We start from the raw sequence: 17,233 nt of genomic DNA, 5'->3' as shown, positions 1-17,233 counted from the left end.
GCGGCATGCGGCGAAACAGGCTGGGAACGAGTGCGGTCGAGGTGACCGAGCTGTCCTTCGGGGCGGCCGCCATCGGCAATCTCTTCCGTGAGGTCGACCCCGCCCAGGCCGCCGCCGCCGTGGACGCCGCCTGGGACGACGGCGTCCGCTACTTCGACACGGCACCGCACTACGGGCTCGGCCTCTCCGAACGCAGGCTGGGCGCGGCCCTGCGTCACCGGCCGCGCGACTCGTACGTGGTCTCCACGAAGGTCGGCCGGCTGCTCGACCCCCTCCCGGCCGACCCGATCGCGTCGTACGACGGCCTCTCCGAGGGCTTCGCCGTGCCCGCCACCCACCGCCGCCGCTGGGACTTCAGCGCCGACGGCGTACGCCGCAGCATCGAGGACAGCCTCGAACGGCTCGGTCTCGACCGCATCGACATCGCCTATCTGCACGACCCGGACGACCACGCCGAAGCCGCCTTCCGCGAGGCCTATCCGACCCTGGAGAAGCTGCGCTCGGAAGGCGTCGTCGCAGCCATCGGCGCGGGCATGAACCAGACCGCGATGCTCACCCGCTTCCTTCGCGACACCGATGTGGACACCGTCCTCTGCGCGGGGCGCTACACCCTCCTCGACCAGTCCGCGCTCGCCGAGCTGCTGCCCGAGGCGACCGCACGCGGCCGCAGCGTCGTCGTCGGCGGAGTCTTCAACTCCGGGCTGCTCGCCGACCCGCGGCCCGGTGCGACCTACGACTACACGGCCGCCCCACTGACCCTTCTCGACCGGGCCCTGCGCATCAAGGCCGTCGCCGAGGGCCACGGCGTGCCACTGCGCGCCGCCGCCCTGCACTACCCGCTCGCCCACCCCGCGGTCGCCACCGTGCTCGTCGGCACTCGCTCGCCCGACGAGATACGCGACGCCGCCGACCTGCTCTCCCGCGAGATCCCCGACGCCCTCTGGGACGAACTGCGCGCCGAGGGCCTGCTCACCGAGGACGGACACCGGCCATGAGAATCGCCCTGCACACCAAGGTCCGCGCCGACCGCGTCGAGGAGTACGAGGCGGCGCACCGCGAAGTTCCCACGGAGCTCACCGCGGCGATCCGTGCCGCGGGCGCCACCTCCTGGACGATCTGGCGCAGTGGCACCGAGCTGTTCCACGTCATCGAATGCGAGGACTACGCCCGGCTCCTCGCCGAACTCGAGCAGCTGCCCGTCAACGTGGCCTGGCAGGCCCGGATGGACGAACTCCTCGACGTGACGCACGACTACTCGTCGGACGGCGCCGAAGCCGGTCTCCCCGTCGCCTGGGAGCTGTGACATGACCGACCCGCAACGGATCGTCGACGCCCACCACCACGTGTGGGACCTGTCGGTACGCGACCAGGAGTGGATCACCGGCGAGGAACTGGCCCCGCTCCGGCGCACCTTCACCCTGGCCGACCTGGAGCCCGAGGCCCGCGCCGCCGGGGTGCACGCCACGGTCCTCGTCCAGACCGTCACCGTTCCCGAGGAGACCCCCGAGTTCCTCGCCCTCGCCGACGGCAACGACCTCGTCGCGGGCGTCGTCGGCTGGACCGACCTCACCGCGCCCGGCATTGCCGACACCCTCGCCACCCTGCGTGAACTCCCCGGTGGCGACCGGCTCGTAGCCATCCGCCACCAGGTCCAGGGCGAACCCGACCCCGAGTGGCTGCTGCGCCCCGAGGTGCAGCGCGGACTGTCCGCCGTGGCCGCCGCCGGACTCGTCTACGACCTGGTCGTCCAGTCCCACCAGCTGCCCGCCACCGTCAGGGCCGCCGCGCTGCTGCCGGAACTCACCTTCGTGCTCGACCATGCGGGCAAGCCGCCCATCGCCGCCCGGAGCCTGCACCCCTGGGCGGAAGACGTCCGGGCGCTGGCCGACCGGCCCAACACCGTCTGCAAACTCTCCGGCCTGGTGACCGAGGCCGACCTGCGCTCCTGGACGGTCGACGACCTCCGCCCGTACGCCGACACCGTCCTCGACGCCTTCGGGCCCGACCGCCTGATGTTCGGCTCCGACTGGCCGGTCTGCCGGCTCGCGGCGAGCTATACGGAGGTCGTCGACGCCGCACGCGCCCTCACCGACGGACTGGGCGCGGACGAGCGGTCGGCGGTCTTCGCGACCACCGCGGAGCGGACCTACGGCCTCTGAGGTCGGTGGCAGGGGCCGGCGGGCTGCGGCATCCTGGGACCCATGCCCGAACTACCGGAGGTCGAGGCGCTGCGGGTCTTTCTCGACGAGAACCTGACCGGCAAGGAGATCGCCCGCGTCCTGCCGCTCGCGGTCAGCGTGCTGAAGACGTACGACCCACCGCTCACCGCCCTGGAGGGCGGCACCGTCACCGGCATCGCCCGGCGCGGCAAGTTCCTGGACATCGGCGCCGGTCCGCTGCATCTGATCACCCATCTGGCCCGGGCGGGCTGGCTGCACTGGAAGGACAGCTTCCCCGCCGCCCCGCCGCGCCTTGGCAAGGGACCCCTGGCGCTGCGTACCGTACTCACCGGTGGGGACGGATTCGACCTCACCGAGGCGGGCACGACCAAACGTCTCGCCGTGTACCTCGTGCACGACCCCGCGGAGGTGCCCGGCATCGCCCGCCTCGGCCCCGACCCGCTCGACGCCTCCTTCGACCGGGACGCGTTCGCCGCGCTCCTCGCCGGGGAACGGCGGCGGATCAAGGGCGCCCTCCGCGACCAGTCCCTGATCGCGGGCATCGGCAACGCCTACAGCGACGAGATCCTGCACGCCGCGAAGATGTCTCCGTTCACACTCGCCGCGAGCCTCACCGACGACGACATCACCCGGCTGTACACGGCCCTGCGCACCACCCTCCGCGACGCCGTCGCACGCTCCTGCGGAGTGCCGGCCGGGAAGCTCAAGGCGGAGAAGAAGAGCGGGCTGCGTGTCCACAGCCGCACGGGCGAACCCTGCCCCGTCTGCGGGGACATCATCCGGGAGGTCTCGTTCAGCGGCTTCTCGCTCCAGTACTGCCCGACCTGTCAGACCTGCGGCAGGCCACTGGCCGACCGTCGCCTCTCCCGACTTCTCAGATAGGGCAGCTCAGCGGGTGAGTTCCAGCAGCTGCCGCCTGTCGGCCACACGCACCTCGAACGGAACGCACCCGTGAATCACTGGGGCCAACACCTCCGGACACGCTCTACACTCCGGCCTCATGCTGCGCGTACTCGCCGTCGACGACGAAGCACCCGCCCTGGAGGAGCTGCTCTACCTCCTGCGCGCCGACCCCCGCATCCGCAGCGCCGAAGGCGCCACCGGGGCCACCGAGGCGCTGCGCCGGATCGGCAGCGCCGTCGACGCCGGTCCCGACGACCCGTCCGCCATCGACGTCGTCTTCCTCGACATTCACATGGCGGGCCTCACCGGCCTCGACGTCGCCCAGCTGCTGGCCGGGTTCGCGGCGCCCCCGCTCATCGTCTTCGTCACCGCCCACGAAGGGTTCGCCGTCCACGCGTTCGACCTCAAGGCCGTCGACTACGTCCTCAAGCCCGTCCGCCGCGAACGCCTCGCCGAAGCGGTCCGCCGCGTCGCCGAACAGGTCGGCGGCCGCTCCGCTTCCGTCCAGGACACCGCAACCGACCAGATAGCCGTCGAACTGGGCGGAGTGATCCGGTTCATCCCGATCGACGACATCGCGTACGCGGAGGCACAGGGCGACTACGCCCGGCTGCACACCGCGGGCGGCAGCCACCTCGTCCGGATTCCCCTCACCACCCTGGAGGAACGCTGGCGCTCGCGCGGCTTCGTACGCATTCACCGCCGCCATCTCGTCGCCCTCGGCCGGATCGACGAACTGCGGCTCGACGCGGGCAGCATGAGCGTCCGCATCGGCACCGCATCGCTTGCCGTGAGCCGCCGCCACGCCCGCGCCCTGCGCGATCTGCTCATGCGGCAGACCGGCCGCTGACCAGGGACTACCCAGGTCCGACACCTTCCCAGAGCGGTCCCCGGCTGCGTACACTCCGGGCCCATGTCCGCAGAGTCGACGCCCCGGCGTGAAGTGGTGACGGGGGAGCCCCGGCGGGTACGCCCGCTGCCCCGCTACCGCACCCAGTCGGAGATCGACGAGCAGACCGCGCTCGGCGGCGCCTACGTCCGCTCGCTGATGCGCAGCCAGCTGCGCGCCGGGCTCACCGCGTTCACCGTCCTCGCCGTCGTCGCCGGCACGCTGCCGCTGGTCTTCGCGGCGCTGCGCAGCGCCGCCGTCGTCTGGACGGTCCTCGGCTTCGCCGCCTACCCGCCGCTGACTCTGACCGCCTGGTGGTACGTGCGGCGGGCCGAGCGCAACGAGCGCGACTTCGCCCGGCTCGTGGAAGGCCGCCCCGCACAGTGAGCCGCACGTATGCGGTGGTGGCCGTCGCCGCCGTCGTCCTCGCCACCGTCCTCGTCGGCGGTTTCGGGCTGCGGATCTCCCGTACCACCTCGGACTTCTACGTCGCCTCCCGCACCGTGCGCCCACGGCTCAACGCCGCCGCGATCAGCGGCGAGTACCTCTCCGCCGCCTCCTTCCTCGGCATCGCCGGCCTGGTGCTCGTGCACGGCCCCGACATGCTCTGGTACCCGGTCGGCTACACCGCCGGCTATCTGGTGCTGCTCGTCTTCGTCGCCGCGCCGCTGCGCCGCTCGGGGGCGTACACCCTGCCTGATTTCGCGGAGGGGCGGCTCGAATCCCGGCAGGTGCGCAGGCTGGTGAGCGTGCTCGTCGTGGGGGCGGGCTGGCTCTACCTCGTACCGCAGCTCCAGGGTGCCGGGCTCACCCTCAAGATCCTGACCGGGGCGCCCGGCTGGCTCGGCGATGTGCTCGTCGCAGCCGTCGTCGTGGTCGCTGTCGCGGCGGGCGGCATGCGGTCCATCACCTTCGTCCAGGTCTTCCAGTACTGGCTGAAGCTGACGGCGCTTCTGGTTCCTGCGATCTTCCTGGTGCTGGCCTGGCAGGGCGACGGGCGGCCACGGGTCACCTTCGACGAGCAGCTGTCCGTCTTCCGGGCCGACCATCCGCTCTACGCGACCTACGGGCTGATCATCGCGACGTTCCTCGGAACGATGGGGCTGCCGCACGTCGTCGTCCGCTTCTACACCAGCCCGAACGGCCGCGACGCCCGCCGCACCACCGTCGCCGTCCTCGCCCTGATCGGCGTGTTCTACCTGCTGCCGCCCGTGTACGGGGCACTGGGCAGGCTGTACGCCCCCGAGCTGATCCACGGCGGGGACGCCGACGCCGCCGTGCTGCTGCTGCCCGAACGCGCCGTCGGCGGGCTCGGCGGGGACCTGCTCGGCGCACTCATCGCCGGCGGTGCCTTCGCCGCGTTCCTGTCGACCGCATCCGGACTCACGATGGCCGTCGCCGGCGTCATCACCCAGGACGTCCTGCCCTCGCGCGGCGTACGGCACTTCCGGCTGGCCACCGTTCTCGCCATGTGTGTGCCACTGGCCGGCTCGCTCATGGTCAGCCGGGTGCCGGTGGCGGACTCCGTGGGGATGGCGTTCGCCGTATCGGCGTCGTCCTTCTGCCCGCTGCTGGTCCTCGGCATCTGGTGGCGGCGGCTCACCCCGCCGGGCGCGATCGCCGGACTGGTGCTCGGCGGCGGCTCCGCGTTCCTGTCCGTCGCGATCACCGTCAGCGGTGCGGTGCGCCCGCCCGGCTGGCCGCACACCCTGCTCGCCTGGCCCGCCGTCTGGTCGGTGCCGGTCGGCTTCCTCGCGATGGTCCTGGTATCGCTCGCCACGCCCGGTCGCATACCGTCCGGCACGAATGCCGCGATGACCCGCTTCCATCTGCCGGAGGCCCTGATGCCCGGGAGGCACCGATGACAGGGCCCGCGTACGCCGTCCTCGTCCTGCTCGTGCTCCTCCTGCTCGGCGCCGGGTTCCTGCTCGGCCGCCGCACCGCCCGTCCCGTCCGCCCCAGCGACGTCGGCACCCCCGTCGAGCACGCCACCTTCGAGACGCTGCACACCGCGTCGCTCGCCGCGCCCCCGCTGCGCGCCGGACTCACCGAGGAGAGCGCCCGCAAGTCAGCCCGCAGACTGCGTTCCCTCCTCGGCACCGACGCGCTCTGTCTCACCGACCGGGACCGGGTCCTCGTCTGGGACGGCGAGGGCGACCACCACGGCAGACACGTCATGGACCAGGTGCAGGGGCTTCTCGCCAGCGGCCGCGACACCGCCTTCCACAGCGACTGCGACGACCTCGACTGCCCGCTGCGCTGGGCCGTCGCCGTGCCGTTGACCGTTGACCACCGTGTCCTCGGCACCCTGATCGCCTACGCCCCGCGCGAGTCGGCGGTCCTGGCCAGGGCGGCCGGAGAGGTGGCCCGCTGGGTCTGCGTACAACTCGAACTCGCCGAACTCGACCGGTCCCGCACGCAGCTCATCGAGGCCGAGATCAGGGCCCTGCGTGCCCAGATATCCCCGCACTTCATCTTCAACTCCCTCGCCGCGATCGCCTCGTTCGTCCGCACCGACCCCGAGCAGGCCCGCGAACTGCTGCTGGAGTTCGCCGACTTCACCCGCTACTCGTTCCGCAGCCACGGCGACTTCACCACCCTCGCCGACGAGCTGCACTCCATCGACCAGTATCTGGCCCTCGTCCGGGCCCGCTTCGGTGAACGGCTCGCGGTCACCCTCCAGGTCGCCCCCGAAGTCCTGCCCGTCGCCCTGCCGTTCCTGTGCCTCCAGCCTCTGGTCGAGAACGCCGTCAAGCACGGACTCGAAGGCGCCGTCACCCGCAGCCGCATCACCATCAGTGCGCTGGACGCGGGCTCGGAGGCAGAAGTCGTCATCGAGGACGACGGCACCGGCATGGACCCGGAACGGCTGCGGCACATCCTGCGCGGCGAAGGAGGACACTCCACCGGCATCGGACTGCTCAACGTCGACGAACGGCTCCGCCAGGTGTACGGCGACGACTACGGGCTCGTCATCGAGACGGGCATCGGCGCCGGGATGAAGATCACGGTGCGGCTGCCGAAGTACCGCGCCGGGGTTCACGGTTCGTGAGAGGCGAAGGCACCCGCCATGCTCAGTGCAGATGGATCGCCAGATGCCCCAGGGGCAGCCCCAGCTGCCAGGCGGGCGTCCACACCTGGGCCGACGCCTGCGCCCACTCCTCGTCGCCCTCGGTGCCGGGCGGCTCCCACGGCGGCGGCCCTATCGCGTCGAGATCGGCCGCGAGCAGCTCGGTCTCGTCCAGCCACCGCCATGCGCGACGGGCCAGCGCCAGATCGGGATCCGGAACACCCCGGCCGCCGACCTGCGAGGGGACCCCGGACGCCGTCGCGCCGAGCCGTTCGCAGACCCAGCGGCGCCAGGCGCTCCCGTACGCCGTCAGCAGCCGCAGCTCGTCCATCCGGGTCGCGGGCAGCGCATCGGCCGCCGCCCCGTCGGAGAGGAAGATGGTCAGGGCGAGCGCCTCGCGCCCCGCTCGGTACTCCAGTGTCGACGGCTCCATCAGATCGCCGGTCCGCAGCAGTTCATCGGCGATGTACTCGGCGTACATCCAGGCCATCGGGACCAGCAGCCCGCCCCCGCTGGTTCCATCCGCATGTTCCGGGCGCATCCCGTCTCGCCTCTTCCTCATCTCGGCACCGGGCCACACGCAGCATTGAACCGGGGGAGCGCGCCCCGCGTGGCCAGAAGGACAGGATCCGTCCGACCCGATCCGTCACAGACATGAGGTTGCGATGACCGCCGATCCCGGGGAGGGACCGCACATGCGGCAATTGCTCGGCGCGTACGTGCTCGATGCACTCACCGACGGGGAGGCCCGGCAGGTCTCGCGGCATCTGCAGGACTGCGACGGATGCGCCGCCGACTATGTGGAGGTCGCGGAGACGGTGTCGCTGCTCGGCCTGCTGAGCGAGGAGGACCTGCTGGAGTAGCCGGGCAGATTGCGGGAGAGCAGGCGCAGCGCGTAGTAGGAACGGGACTTGACCGTGCCCGCCGGTATGCCCAGCACCTGCGCCGTCTCGCCCACGCTCAGCCCGCGGAAGTAGATCTGGACCAGCACCGCACGGTGCTCCGGGCTGAGCGTCCGCACCGCCTCGCGGACATCGAGCGCGGCGACGGTCGCCTCCGTCGTGTCCTCCCGGTTCGGGGCGCTCTCCAGTACGAGGTCGCTGACCTCGGTCGGCCGGGCCTGGCGGGATCTGCGCGCATCGATCGCCAGCCGCCGGGCGACCGTGAAGAGCCAGGGCCGCATCGATTCGTACGGACTGTCGAACGCCTCGGGGTGCTGCCAGGCGCGTACGAGCGTCTCCTGGAGCAGATCCTCGGCGCGCTGCCGGTCGCCGAAAGTCAGACCGAGCAGGAAGTGGAGGAGCGCGGGACCGTGTTCGCGCTGCAACTCCGCGAGGGCCCGCTCATCGGTCGTCGTGGTCATGGTGAACGCCCCTTTCCCGCGGAGGCCCCTGCTGCCTCGCCGCTGCCTGCGCCGTATACGAACGCATCGGGGCCGCGACGAACAGAAGTAGCACCGAGGCGTGCGACGAGCGGTCGCACGGAGCGGCGAATGGTGCGGTGAACGGTCGGCCGGGCGGTGAACGGACAGGAGCAGGCAATCGTGCGGCGCGCGCGACCCCGCACTCGGCCGGCGTGCGGTGTGCCGAGTGCGGCGTCGGTGGCGGTCAGCGAGGCGCGGACGCCGGCCGTACGGACAGCAGCCACCCCCGGCCCGGCGCCACCGGGACCGGCTCGCCTGCCGCGAACGAGCGTTCCGGCTGGAAGCCCTCGATCGCGGGTGCGTACGCGGCAACCGGGTCGCCGGAGCTGGTCAGCACGCACTCCACCGGAGTCGCAGCCCACGAAGCGACCGCGGTCGCCGTTCCGCCCGGTCCCTTCCAGCTGGAGGCGAGGACATCGTCCCGGCCGGTCGCCACGGGCTGTTCGTCCGCCCACCATCCGGTGAACCCGGCCTCGGGCAACCGCAGCGTGTCGAAGGCCCGCCACAGTGGCCGGACATCGGTCATCGGGGCGCGCGCCGTCATCCCGAAGACCAGGCCCCGCCACGGGTTGCCGCCACCCTCCAGCATCTCGCCCATCATTCCGAACGGAATCCCTGAGAGCTCCACCAGCCAGTAGGCGGGGTCGGTCCCCTCGTAGTCGAACAGCTCGCCCAGCCAGAGCCGGTCGGTGTACGGCATCAGCTCCGCGTACAGATTGGCGCTGGACGCGAAGCCGTCCGGCTCCCGGTACTGGTTGCAGGAGTGCAGATCGATCAGCGGCGCGGTGTCGCCGGACCGGGCCAGTATCTTGCGGACCCGCTTCATGGTGGTCCGGTCGTACGCCACGTCGTCGAGGTAGAGTCCGTCGATTTTGATCCGGCGGCGGAGCCGGTCGATGCCGCACACATAGGAGTTGTGCCAGCGCGAGTCGCCCGAGGTCACGACAGCCACATCGGCGACGTCGGGGGCCACCCAGCCGGGGACGTAGTCCGTGCCCAGGTGCTCGCACAGCCAGGCGTGTCCGCCGCCGGGCCCCGGCGCCAGGACCTCGCTGCCCAGCGAGGCGAGGGCAGGCAGCTCCGGGTTGTGCCGGGTCAGTTCGCGCACGGTGTCGTACACCTTCACGCGGATGCCGAGCCGGTGTGCCTCGGCGGTGTAGTCCCGCAGCACATCGGCGGCCAGCAGGGGGTCGTTGATGTACGGGTTGGGCGGCGTCGCATGATGGATGTTGACGACATTCGCACCGTACGCGGCTACCTCGGCGGGGGCGGCGTACGCATGGAAGTAGCGCTCGGCGAGCTGGAGTCCGGGCCTGATCGGCTTGAACGGAGTGAGCAGCAGCCGCAGTTCGAAGCAGCGGCTCTCCCCGGCGGCCATCCGGAGCGGGCCGCTGTACGCGCTCACCGTCCGCACCCCGTCCTCGGTGCGCAGCCGGACCCCGCCGCTGCCGTCGCCGGCCCAGGAGCGAGGCATGACCAGAGGCTTCTCGCGGTAGTAGTTGGTGTTCAGCGGCCGTGCATAGTGCTCGTCGCGCAGCGAGAGCTGAACACCGGCCGCGGGGGAGCCGAGCCAGAGGGCGTCCTGGTTGTGGACGGGGGTGTCCCACTGCCAGTCGTACGTCTGCGGGCAGAACTGCCCCGGCAGCCCGAGACCCATCGCGTACCGGGCGATCTCCGCCCGGACCGGCACGTTCAGGCGCACGTCGAGGGCGAGCTCGTCGACCGCCTCGACAGTCGTCCGTACGACGAGGAAGCCGTCGGCCTCCAACGCTCCTTCGGTACGCAGCCGGATACCCGGGCCGGTGGCCTCGCAGGACCAGCAGCCGCGCGCCGGTCCGGTCCGGTCGAGCCTCAGTGGACCGTGGTCAAGCGGGTGACCGACCGTGAACGAGACCGGTCCGGCAAGCAGATCGCGTTCCGGACCGTCCGTGCCCGTCACCCCGGAGGTGAACGAGGAGGTGAGCCGCTGCGGCAACCCGGCGGGGCCGATCTCCACTGCCCGGCCGAGGATCTCCAGGCGGTTCCCGGCCATCTTCACCGGGGTGAACGGCGGGACGATCTCGTCGTCCTGGCCGAGCGTCGAGTCCAGCCAGCGCAGCCGCGCCAGCCGGGCGGGGTCCCCGGCGCCGTGGTCGGCAACGGTCTGCGGACCGACGGTGATCCGCAGCGGCAGCACGCGCTCCCCGGTGCCGTGGGCGCGTACGGCGATCTCGCCCTCGTACGTACCGGGTTCGGCGGCATCCGGGATGTCCAGGCCGAACCAGAGCGCGTGGACATGCCCCGTGCCGACATCGATCCGGTTCTCGAACGGCTCCCCCCGTGCGTCGGTGCCGCCCGCACTGAGAGACCGGACCGCGAACGGCAGCCCGCGGACCTCGGTACGGAGCTCCGTCAGCTCCTCCACCGCGTACACCCCGGCCTGCAGCACATAGAACTCGCCGCGTGACGCCGCACCCGTGAACGGGGCGGACGGCACGGCGCGGGCCCAGGTGGCGGGCAGCCGGTCGTACCGGCCCAGCGGATGGTCGCGGTCCTCGCCGAACAGCAGGAACGGCTCGTCCGGATGAGCCGCGGTCAGCGCCTCGCACTCGTCGTCCGTGGCGGCGAACCCCAGTGGGGCGAAGGAGTCGACGGCGCTCACGGCCTCGTACCGGAACGCTTCCGCGCGCGGCAGCGAAGCCCAGATCACGTCCGGCCGGTGCAGCCCGCAACGGTGCACCCAGTCGGGGTCCGCAGTCGGCGTCGGATGCCGGTAGGCGGCCTGCGGATAGTACGGACGGCCCGTGTGCGCGTACGGCAGATAGTGCACGGCGTAGTCGCCCCGCCCCTCCACCGGCTCGAACGCGATCCGGCCGCGCTCGGCCGTCACCTCGATCCGGACCGTGTTCCGTACCCGGCGGCCTGACGGGGCGAGGACCAGGATGTCCACTGCCCCGGGGTCCGGATCCCTGCGCCGCCACGGCAGTTCCGCCCCGAAAACGGGGCCGTCCGAGGGAGCGCGCACCAGGATCCGGTGATTGCCGTACATGTCGCTGTCCCATGAACCGAGCCCGCACTGCAGCTCGGGATGGCCCTGCTCACCCATGTTCGCACTCCCTCAAGGGCGCTATTTATTAGGTAAGTTGCTGAATTGCCATGGGACACCATGGAGATCCGACGATCAGGCTGTCAAGGGAGCGCCATGGACCGGGGTGGGGACGCCTCGCTGCTGCGCCGGCTGAACACGGCCGCTGCCCTGCGGGTGATGCGAGAACGCGACGACGTCACCGTGCCGGAACTTGCCGGGCTGATCGGGGTGTCCCGGCCGACCGCCCAGGACCTCACGGCGCAGCTGCTGCGCGAGGGCCGACTGGTGGAGCTGCGGGCCAACAGTGGTTCCGTGGGCCGCCCGGCCCGCCGCTTCCGGTTCCGGGCCGAGGCGGGACATGTCATCGGCGTGGACATCGGGGCGCACAAGGTGCTGGTGCAGGCCGTGGACCTGCTCGGCCGCACCGTCGCCTCGGAACGGGCCGCCGTCACCCCCGCCATGACCGCCCGGGAACGGCTGGGCACCGTCCGAGGGGCGATCGATGCGTGCCTGGCCCGGCCGGAGAGCACCGGGGTGCGCCCACTGGCCACCGGCATCGGCACCAGCGGGATGGTGGACCTCGCGGGCCGGGTGGTGCGGAGCACCGCGCTGCCCGGCTGGACCGGACTCGACCTCGGGAGCGAGCTCGCGGACAGTGCCCCGGGCCCAGTATTGGTGGGCAACGACATCCAGCTGGCCACCTTCGCCGAATGCGCCGGGGGGGTAGCCGTCGGGGTCCGGGACGCCATCTACCTCTACGTCGGCAACCGCCCCGGCATCGGCCTGTGGCTGCACGGGCGGCTCCACCGGGGGCACGGCGGTGCGGCAGGCGAACTGCTGCCCCCGGACGGCTGGTCGGCGGCCTACCGGCGGCTGCTGGACTGGGCTGCCGGACACCAGGGCGCCGAGCTGCCCACCCGGGACAGCGCCGCCCGCGCCGTGGTCGAGGCGGCGGCGGCCGGGGACGGCGGCGCACGGTACGCGCTGCGCGCCTTCGCCGAGTCGCTCGCCGCATGCCTGGCGCCCCATGTCGCCGCCCTCGATCCCGAGCTGGTCGTGCTGGGCGGCGGTATCTCCCGGGCCGGAGCGCTGCTCAGCGAGCCGTTCGGCGCGTCACTCTCCGCTCTCTGCCCGAACGCGCCGAATGTCCGGAACTCCTCGCTCGGCGAGGAGTCAACTGCGATCGGGGCAGCTCGGCTGGTACTGGAACATATCGAGAACACGGTTTAGAAAAGTCCAACTCGACAGGGCTGTATGGCTGTTGACGTACCAGGTCGACGCTTCGATGATGTGGCCACTCTTTTCGGAAAGTTGGTTTCTAAATTCGCCGTGTCGTCAGGCAAGGGAGTACGTGTGACATCCCCTGCAACAACGCGCAGCCCCCGGGCCGCGTCCCCTCCAGCGTCCAAGGCGAAGACCGGCCGGCCCCCGCTGCGCCGCGTACCGCTGCGGGTCCGGCTGCGGAACAACTGGGTGATGCTCGCCCTGATGGCCCCGGGCCTGCTCTTCTTCGCCGCCTTCTTCTACGTGCCGATGCTGGGCAACATCGTTGCCTTCCAGGACTACCAGCCGTTCATCGGCTTCAAGGGCAGCCCGTGGGTGGGCCTGGCCAGCTTCCAGGAGATCTTCTCCGACCCGGCGTTCTGGGAGTCCGTACGCAACACGCTGGCCTTTGCCGCGCTGCAGCTGATCTTCTTCTTCCCCGCCCCGCTGGCCCTCGCGCTGCTCATCAACAGCGTTGTCAGCAGCCGCGTGAAGAAGTTCGTCCAGAGCGTTGTCTACCTCCCGCACTTCATCTCCTGGGTGCTGGTCGTCGCCCTCTTCCAGCAGGTGCTCGGCGGTGCGGGACTCATCAGCAACTTCCTGCGTGACCACGGGCTCTCGGCCCTCGACGTGATGACCGATCCCAGCACCTTCCCCATGCTGATCACCGCACAGGTGATCTGGAAGGACATCGGCTGGGGCATGATCATCTATCTGGCGGCGCTCGCCAACGTCGACCAGAGTCTGTACGAATCGGCCGCCGTGGACGGCGCCGGACCCTGGCGGCGCATGTGGCACGTCACCCTGCCCGCCGTCCGCGGTGTCACGATCATGCTGCTGGTGCTGCGCCTCGGCGACGTACTGTCCGTCGGCTTCGAGCAGTTTCTCCTCCAGCGCGACGCGGTCGGCGCCCGGGCCTCCGAGGTCCTCGACACCTACGTGTACTACCACGGCGTGGTCTACGGCGATTGGGGCATCGGCGCCGCTGCCGGCCTGGTCAAGGGCGTGGTCGGCGCACTGATGATCTGGGGCGCCAACCGGCTCGCCCATGCATTCGGAGAGCAAGGGGTGTACAGCACATGACCATCGGACTGCCTCTCCTGAAGCCCCGGCCCGCCGACCGCAGGGCCGCCTGGGAGGAGCCGCCGACCCGGCTGGGCTCGGCTGCCAAAGCTGTCGTCCTCACCGTCATCGTCGCCGTGATGACCCTGCCATTCCTGGTCGTCCTCTCGACCAGCCTTGCCTCCCGTGAGGAGGTCACGGCAGCCGGAGGATACGTACTCTTCCCGACCGAGCCCACCCTGCAGGCGTACCGCACCATCCTCTCGGGCGGACTGGTCACACGTGCCGTCACGGTCAGCGTCCTGATCACCGGCGTCGGCACAGCGCTCTCCCTGCTGACGACCATCGCCCTGGCCTATGCGCTGAGCAAGCGCGGCGTCCCCGGCAGCAAGCCCGTGCTGCTGCTCGTCCTGTTCACCCTGCTCTTCGCGCCCGGCATGATCCCGATGTACGTCCTGGTCAAGGAGCTCGGGCTGCTCGACTCGTACTGGGCGCTGATCCTGCCGGGCCTGGTCAACGCCTTCAACCTGGTGGTGATGAGGGCATTCTTCATGAACATCCCCGAGGAGCTGTACCAGGCCGCCCGGATCGACGGAGCGGGCGACTGGCGGATCCTCACCCGGATCGTGCTGCCGCTCTCCAAGGGCGTCATCGCCGTCGTCGGGCTCTTCTACGCGGTGACGTACTGGAACGCCTTCTTCAACGCGATGCTCTACCTCAACGACTCCGGCAAATGGCCCATCCAGCTGCTGCTGCGCACCTATGTGGTGCAGAACAAGCAGATGGCGGCCGACCAGCTCGGCGTGGCCCATCTGCCGCCCCAGCAGTCGATCTCCATGGCGGTCGTCATGCTCGCGCTGATCCCGATTCTGCTGCTCTACCCGTTCCTGCAGAAGTACTTCACCAAGGGCGTACTCACCGGAGCCATCAAGGGCTGACCCATGCCCGCTCATCTGTCCCCAGCCTTCTCACACCGTTGCGGAGATTCCCTATGACAGGCATGTCCCGACGCACCTTCCTCGGCCTGAGCACCGCCGTCGCCGCAGGCGCCGCCACCACGCTCGCCGGCTGCGGCTCCTCCACCGCCGCCAAGGGCGAAGCCGCCTCGGGGAAGGTGAAGCTTCCCTCGTACGTTCCCAGCACCAGCATCAAGCCCGATCTGCCTCCCAACGCGAAGGGGCTCTCCGCGGGCTACCTCTCGTACCCCAAGGAGCTGATCCAGAGCGTCCCGAAGGCCCCCGGCGACGGTTCGAAGGTCACCCTGCTCACCGAGATCTGGACCCAGCCGCCGCTCCCCAAGGGCTCCAACGAGCACTGGCAGAAGGTCAACAAGGCGCTCGGTGTCGATCTCTCCGCCATCCTGGGCACAGACCCCGGGTATGACGAGAAGTTCTCCGCCACTGTTGCCGGCGGGGACCTGCCCGACCTGATGTGGATACCGCCCAACCAGGGCATCCAGCACGTCGCCCAGCTGCTGGAATCCAAGTGCGCCGACATCACCGTTTACGTCTCGGGCGACGCGGTCAAGGACTACCCGAACCTCGCCGCGATGACCCCAGCACACTGGAAGACTGCCGTGGTCAACGGCAAGATCTGGGGTGCGCCCAGTCCCTACCCCGCGTTCGGCCAGGTCTATGGCGGCAACCCCAACGTCTGGGAGAAGGCGGGCGGCCTGTCCGCCGGCAGTGCCGACGAGTTCCTGGCCAAGTGCAAGGAGGTCACCGGCGGCAAGGTCTGGGCGCTGGAACCGATCTACGTCAATGCCGTCAGCGTGATGAGCCAGTGCTTCGGAGCCCCGAACAAGTGGCGGCAGAACAAGGACGGCTCACTCACCTTCTGGCAGGAGACCGACGAGTACCTGGCGGCACTGGACTTCGTACTGAAGCTCAAGAAGGCCGGGGTTTTCTACCCGGGCGACCCGAAGATGGCCGATGCCTATCTGAAGATGGCCCAGGGCTCCATCGGCGCCGCGGTGTTCGCCAACCCGTCCGGCGCCCGTGCCAACCTCCGTACCAACGACCCCTCGCTCGCCGCCGAGATCCTGATCCCGTTCGCTGCGGGCGGCCGCCAGTCCAACCACCATTACCACCTGGGCACCATCGGCTACACCGCCATCAAAAAGGGCAGCGAGGAGCGGGTACGGATGCTGCTCGGCGTCCTCGACTACCTCGCCGCGCCCTTCGGCACCAAGGAGCGCGAACTGCTGGAATTCGGCACAGAGGGGGCCGACTTCACCTACGACAAGCAGGGCTTCCCGCAGCGCACCGACCGGGGGAAGCAGCAGGTCGAGGGGTTCTACAGCGGACTGGCCACCGCGACCACCGCCCCATTCGCATTGCTCCCTTCCACGTTCGCCGGATCCGATGGCCCGCAGGACGTGAAGGACATCTACGCCGTCGAGCAGAAGCTCACCGGGACCGCCATCGCCAACCCGACGGTGGGTCACTACTCCGACGCGTACACCGAGCACTACGGGCGTATGTCGACCGAGGCCACGGACCTGGTCAACGACATCGTCAGCGGCCGCAGGAAAACCGGCGAATGGAAGCCGTTCTGGACCGAGTGGCGCTCGCGGGGCCTGGACAGGATGGCCCGTGAGTTCCAGAAGTCCATCGAGAAGAACGCCTGACGGACCCGGAGGCGGGGCCCGTCCCGACGCTGCCCACCGTTCACGGGACGACGGTGACGGGCCAGCGCCCCGCCTTCACCAGCCGGATCGCCACCGATCCGATGAACCGGTGTCCCGCCGACTCCGACGCGCCCACCACGACGGCATCCGCCTTCAGCTCGTCTGCCGCGGTGACCAGGCCGCTGTACGGATCACCGCGGAAGGTGTGGAACTCCCAGCGCACATCCCATATGTCCTTGAACCGCTCCGTGGCCGCCCTGATCTCGCTCACCAGGCCCTCCACGACCTCGCCCATCGTGTCGGCGACCGGTGCGCCGAGCGCGGCACCCGCGGGCATCACCGGCTGGACATAGACGAGGGCGAGCATGGCGTTCTGCCGACGGGCCAGCCCTGCGGCGTACGCGGCGGCGCGCATCGACGAATCGGACCCGTCGAGGCCCGCGACGATCACTTTCGGACCGTCCGTGCCACGTTCGAACCGGTGAGGCTGCTGGTCTGTCACGGCAGTGAGGTTAGCCGCTTCCGTCGCTGCCCTCGGTCCGGGCTGCCCGCTGCCCTGACCGGCGCGTCCCCCGTGCGTCTTCAGTGGATGGGCCATCACGTGATCCGGTCGGCCGAACGCGGCCACCGGCCCGGGTCGCCCCGGGGGGGGGGGGGGGGGGGGCGGGCCCCCCCCCGGGGGGGGGGGGCCCCCGGGGGGGGGGGGGCGGGGGGGGGGTGCGGGGGTTGTGGCGGGCGCCCCCCCCC

The 17,233-nt window shown here is 70.6% G+C and carries 17 protein-coding genes; 13 read left to right on the top strand and 4 right to left on the bottom strand.

Going from position 1 to position 17,233, the window contains the following annotated elements:
* Positions 1-5: 5 nt before the first annotated feature.
* The 8 genes from ACIBB8_RS16390 (at position 6) to ACIBB8_RS16355 (ending at position 7,024) form a co-directional block, all read left to right on the top strand.
* Positions 6-995, top strand: a complete 990-nt coding sequence (locus ACIBB8_RS16390; RefSeq protein ID WP_398952592.1) for an aldo/keto reductase — start codon at positions 6-8, stop codon at positions 993-995.
* Positions 992-1,303, top strand: coding sequence for an L-rhamnose mutarotase (locus ACIBB8_RS16385; RefSeq protein ID WP_398952590.1), 312 nt, complete (start codon positions 992-994; stop codon positions 1,301-1,303). Before ACIBB8_RS16390 ends, ACIBB8_RS16385 begins: the two co-directional genes overlap by 4 nt.
* A gap of 1 nt (position 1,304) precedes the next feature.
* Positions 1,305-2,159, top strand: coding sequence for an amidohydrolase family protein (locus ACIBB8_RS16380; RefSeq protein WP_398952588.1), 855 nt, complete (start codon positions 1,305-1,307; stop codon positions 2,157-2,159).
* 42 nt (positions 2,160-2,201) lie between these two features.
* On the top strand, positions 2,202-3,062 hold the full coding sequence (locus ACIBB8_RS16375; protein ID WP_398952586.1) for an Fpg/Nei family DNA glycosylase: 861 nt from the start codon (positions 2,202-2,204) through the stop codon (positions 3,060-3,062).
* Positions 3,063-3,180: 118 nt separating this feature from the next.
* A complete protein-coding gene (locus ACIBB8_RS16370) occupies positions 3,181-3,933 on the top strand; it encodes a LytR/AlgR family response regulator transcription factor (RefSeq protein ID WP_398952584.1) in 753 nt (250 codons plus the stop codon).
* 63 nt (positions 3,934-3,996) lie between these two features.
* Positions 3,997-4,359 (top strand): hypothetical protein, encoded by a 363-nt coding sequence (locus ACIBB8_RS16365; protein WP_398952582.1) that lies wholly within the window; start codon positions 3,997-3,999, stop codon positions 4,357-4,359.
* Positions 4,356-5,837 carry a cation acetate symporter gene (locus ACIBB8_RS16360; RefSeq protein ID WP_398952580.1) on the top strand — a complete coding sequence of 494 codons (1,482 nt, stop codon included), beginning with the start codon at positions 4,356-4,358 and terminating at the stop codon, positions 5,835-5,837. Before ACIBB8_RS16365 ends, ACIBB8_RS16360 begins: the two co-directional genes overlap by 4 nt.
* Entirely contained in the window at positions 5,834-7,024 is a 1,191-nt protein-coding gene (locus ACIBB8_RS16355; protein WP_398952578.1) for a sensor histidine kinase, read from the top strand. The genes ACIBB8_RS16360 and ACIBB8_RS16355 overlap by 4 nt, the downstream gene beginning before the upstream one ends.
* Positions 7,025-7,046: 22 nt before the next feature.
* Here ACIBB8_RS16355 and ACIBB8_RS16350 read toward each other — a convergent pair whose 3' ends face one another.
* Complete coding sequence (locus ACIBB8_RS16350; protein WP_398952576.1) at positions 7,047-7,583, bottom strand: hypothetical protein; 537 nt, start codon at positions 7,581-7,583, stop codon at positions 7,047-7,049.
* Positions 7,584-7,707: 124 nt separating this feature from the next.
* Here ACIBB8_RS16350 and ACIBB8_RS16345 point away from each other — a divergent pair, with 124 nt between their 5' ends.
* Complete coding sequence (locus tag ACIBB8_RS16345) at positions 7,708-7,905, top strand: zf-HC2 domain-containing protein (RefSeq protein ID WP_398952574.1); 198 nt, start codon at positions 7,708-7,710, stop codon at positions 7,903-7,905.
* On the opposite strand, the gene ACIBB8_RS16340 is transcribed toward ACIBB8_RS16345, so the two are convergent.
* Complete coding sequence (locus tag ACIBB8_RS16340) at positions 7,839-8,405, bottom strand: sigma-70 family RNA polymerase sigma factor (protein WP_398952572.1); 567 nt, start codon at positions 8,403-8,405, stop codon at positions 7,839-7,841. The two genes, ACIBB8_RS16345 and ACIBB8_RS16340, sit on opposite strands and share 67 nt — an antisense overlap.
* 244 nt (positions 8,406-8,649) lie before the next feature.
* Positions 8,650-11,550 (bottom strand): glycoside hydrolase domain-containing protein, encoded by a 2,901-nt coding sequence (locus ACIBB8_RS16335; RefSeq protein WP_398952570.1) that lies wholly within the window; start codon positions 11,548-11,550, stop codon positions 8,650-8,652.
* 96 nt (positions 11,551-11,646) lie between these two features.
* Between ACIBB8_RS16335 and ACIBB8_RS16330 the strand changes: the two genes are divergently transcribed.
* The 4 genes from ACIBB8_RS16330 (at position 11,647) to ACIBB8_RS16315 (ending at position 16,486) form a co-directional block, all read left to right on the top strand.
* Positions 11,647-12,762, top strand: coding sequence for an ROK family protein (locus tag ACIBB8_RS16330; protein ID WP_398952568.1), 1,116 nt, complete (start codon positions 11,647-11,649; stop codon positions 12,760-12,762).
* A gap of 123 nt (positions 12,763-12,885) precedes the next feature.
* On the top strand, positions 12,886-13,878 hold the full coding sequence (locus tag ACIBB8_RS16325) for an ABC transporter permease (RefSeq protein ID WP_398952566.1): 993 nt from the start codon (positions 12,886-12,888) through the stop codon (positions 13,876-13,878).
* Positions 13,875-14,795 (top strand): carbohydrate ABC transporter permease, encoded by a 921-nt coding sequence (locus ACIBB8_RS16320; protein WP_398952564.1) that lies wholly within the window; start codon positions 13,875-13,877, stop codon positions 14,793-14,795. The genes ACIBB8_RS16325 and ACIBB8_RS16320 overlap by 4 nt, the downstream gene beginning before the upstream one ends.
* A gap of 53 nt (positions 14,796-14,848) precedes the next feature.
* Positions 14,849-16,486, top strand: coding sequence for a hypothetical protein (locus tag ACIBB8_RS16315; RefSeq protein WP_398952562.1), 1,638 nt, complete (start codon positions 14,849-14,851; stop codon positions 16,484-16,486).
* 40 nt (positions 16,487-16,526) lie between these two features.
* Here ACIBB8_RS16315 and ACIBB8_RS16310 read toward each other — a convergent pair whose 3' ends face one another.
* Positions 16,527-16,988 carry a universal stress protein gene (locus tag ACIBB8_RS16310; RefSeq protein WP_398952560.1) on the bottom strand — a complete coding sequence of 154 codons (462 nt, stop codon included), beginning with the start codon at positions 16,986-16,988 and terminating at the stop codon, positions 16,527-16,529.
* Between the last annotated feature and the right edge of the window lie 245 nt (positions 16,989-17,233).

Source organism: Streptomyces sp. NPDC051286, assembly GCF_044455345.1.
GTDB lineage: Bacteria > Actinomycetota > Actinomycetes > Streptomycetales > Streptomycetaceae > Streptomyces.
The sequence above is the reverse complement of the archived record's forward strand: the minus strand, read 5'-3'. Positions and strand labels throughout refer to the sequence as shown.

Coding starts and splice junctions, on each gene's coding strand:
- ACIBB8_RS16390 (WP_398952592.1), top strand. CDS start 6: ATGCGGCGAAACAGGCTGGGAACGAGTGCGGTCGAGGTGACCGAGCTG.
- ACIBB8_RS16385 (WP_398952590.1), top strand. CDS start 992: ATGAGAATCGCCCTGCACACCAAGGTCCGCGCCGACCGCGTCGAGGAG.
- ACIBB8_RS16380 (WP_398952588.1), top strand. CDS start 1,305: ATGACCGACCCGCAACGGATCGTCGACGCCCACCACCACGTGTGGGAC.
- ACIBB8_RS16375 (WP_398952586.1), top strand. CDS start 2,202: ATGCCCGAACTACCGGAGGTCGAGGCGCTGCGGGTCTTTCTCGACGAG.
- ACIBB8_RS16370 (WP_398952584.1), top strand. CDS start 3,181: ATGCTGCGCGTACTCGCCGTCGACGACGAAGCACCCGCCCTGGAGGAG.
- ACIBB8_RS16365 (WP_398952582.1), top strand. CDS start 3,997: ATGTCCGCAGAGTCGACGCCCCGGCGTGAAGTGGTGACGGGGGAGCCC.
- ACIBB8_RS16355 (WP_398952578.1), top strand. CDS start 5,834: ATGACAGGGCCCGCGTACGCCGTCCTCGTCCTGCTCGTGCTCCTCCTG.
- ACIBB8_RS16350 (WP_398952576.1), bottom strand. CDS start 7,583: ATGCGCCCGGAACATGCGGATGGAACCAGCGGGGGCGGGCTGCTGGTC.
- ACIBB8_RS16345 (WP_398952574.1), top strand. CDS start 7,708: ATGACCGCCGATCCCGGGGAGGGACCGCACATGCGGCAATTGCTCGGC.
- ACIBB8_RS16340 (WP_398952572.1), bottom strand. CDS start 8,405: ATGACCACGACGACCGATGAGCGGGCCCTCGCGGAGTTGCAGCGCGAA.
- ACIBB8_RS16335 (WP_398952570.1), bottom strand. CDS start 11,550: ATGGGTGAGCAGGGCCATCCCGAGCTGCAGTGCGGGCTCGGTTCATGG.
- ACIBB8_RS16330 (WP_398952568.1), top strand. CDS start 11,647: ATGGACCGGGGTGGGGACGCCTCGCTGCTGCGCCGGCTGAACACGGCC.
- ACIBB8_RS16320 (WP_398952564.1), top strand. CDS start 13,875: ATGACCATCGGACTGCCTCTCCTGAAGCCCCGGCCCGCCGACCGCAGG.
- ACIBB8_RS16315 (WP_398952562.1), top strand. CDS start 14,849: ATGACAGGCATGTCCCGACGCACCTTCCTCGGCCTGAGCACCGCCGTC.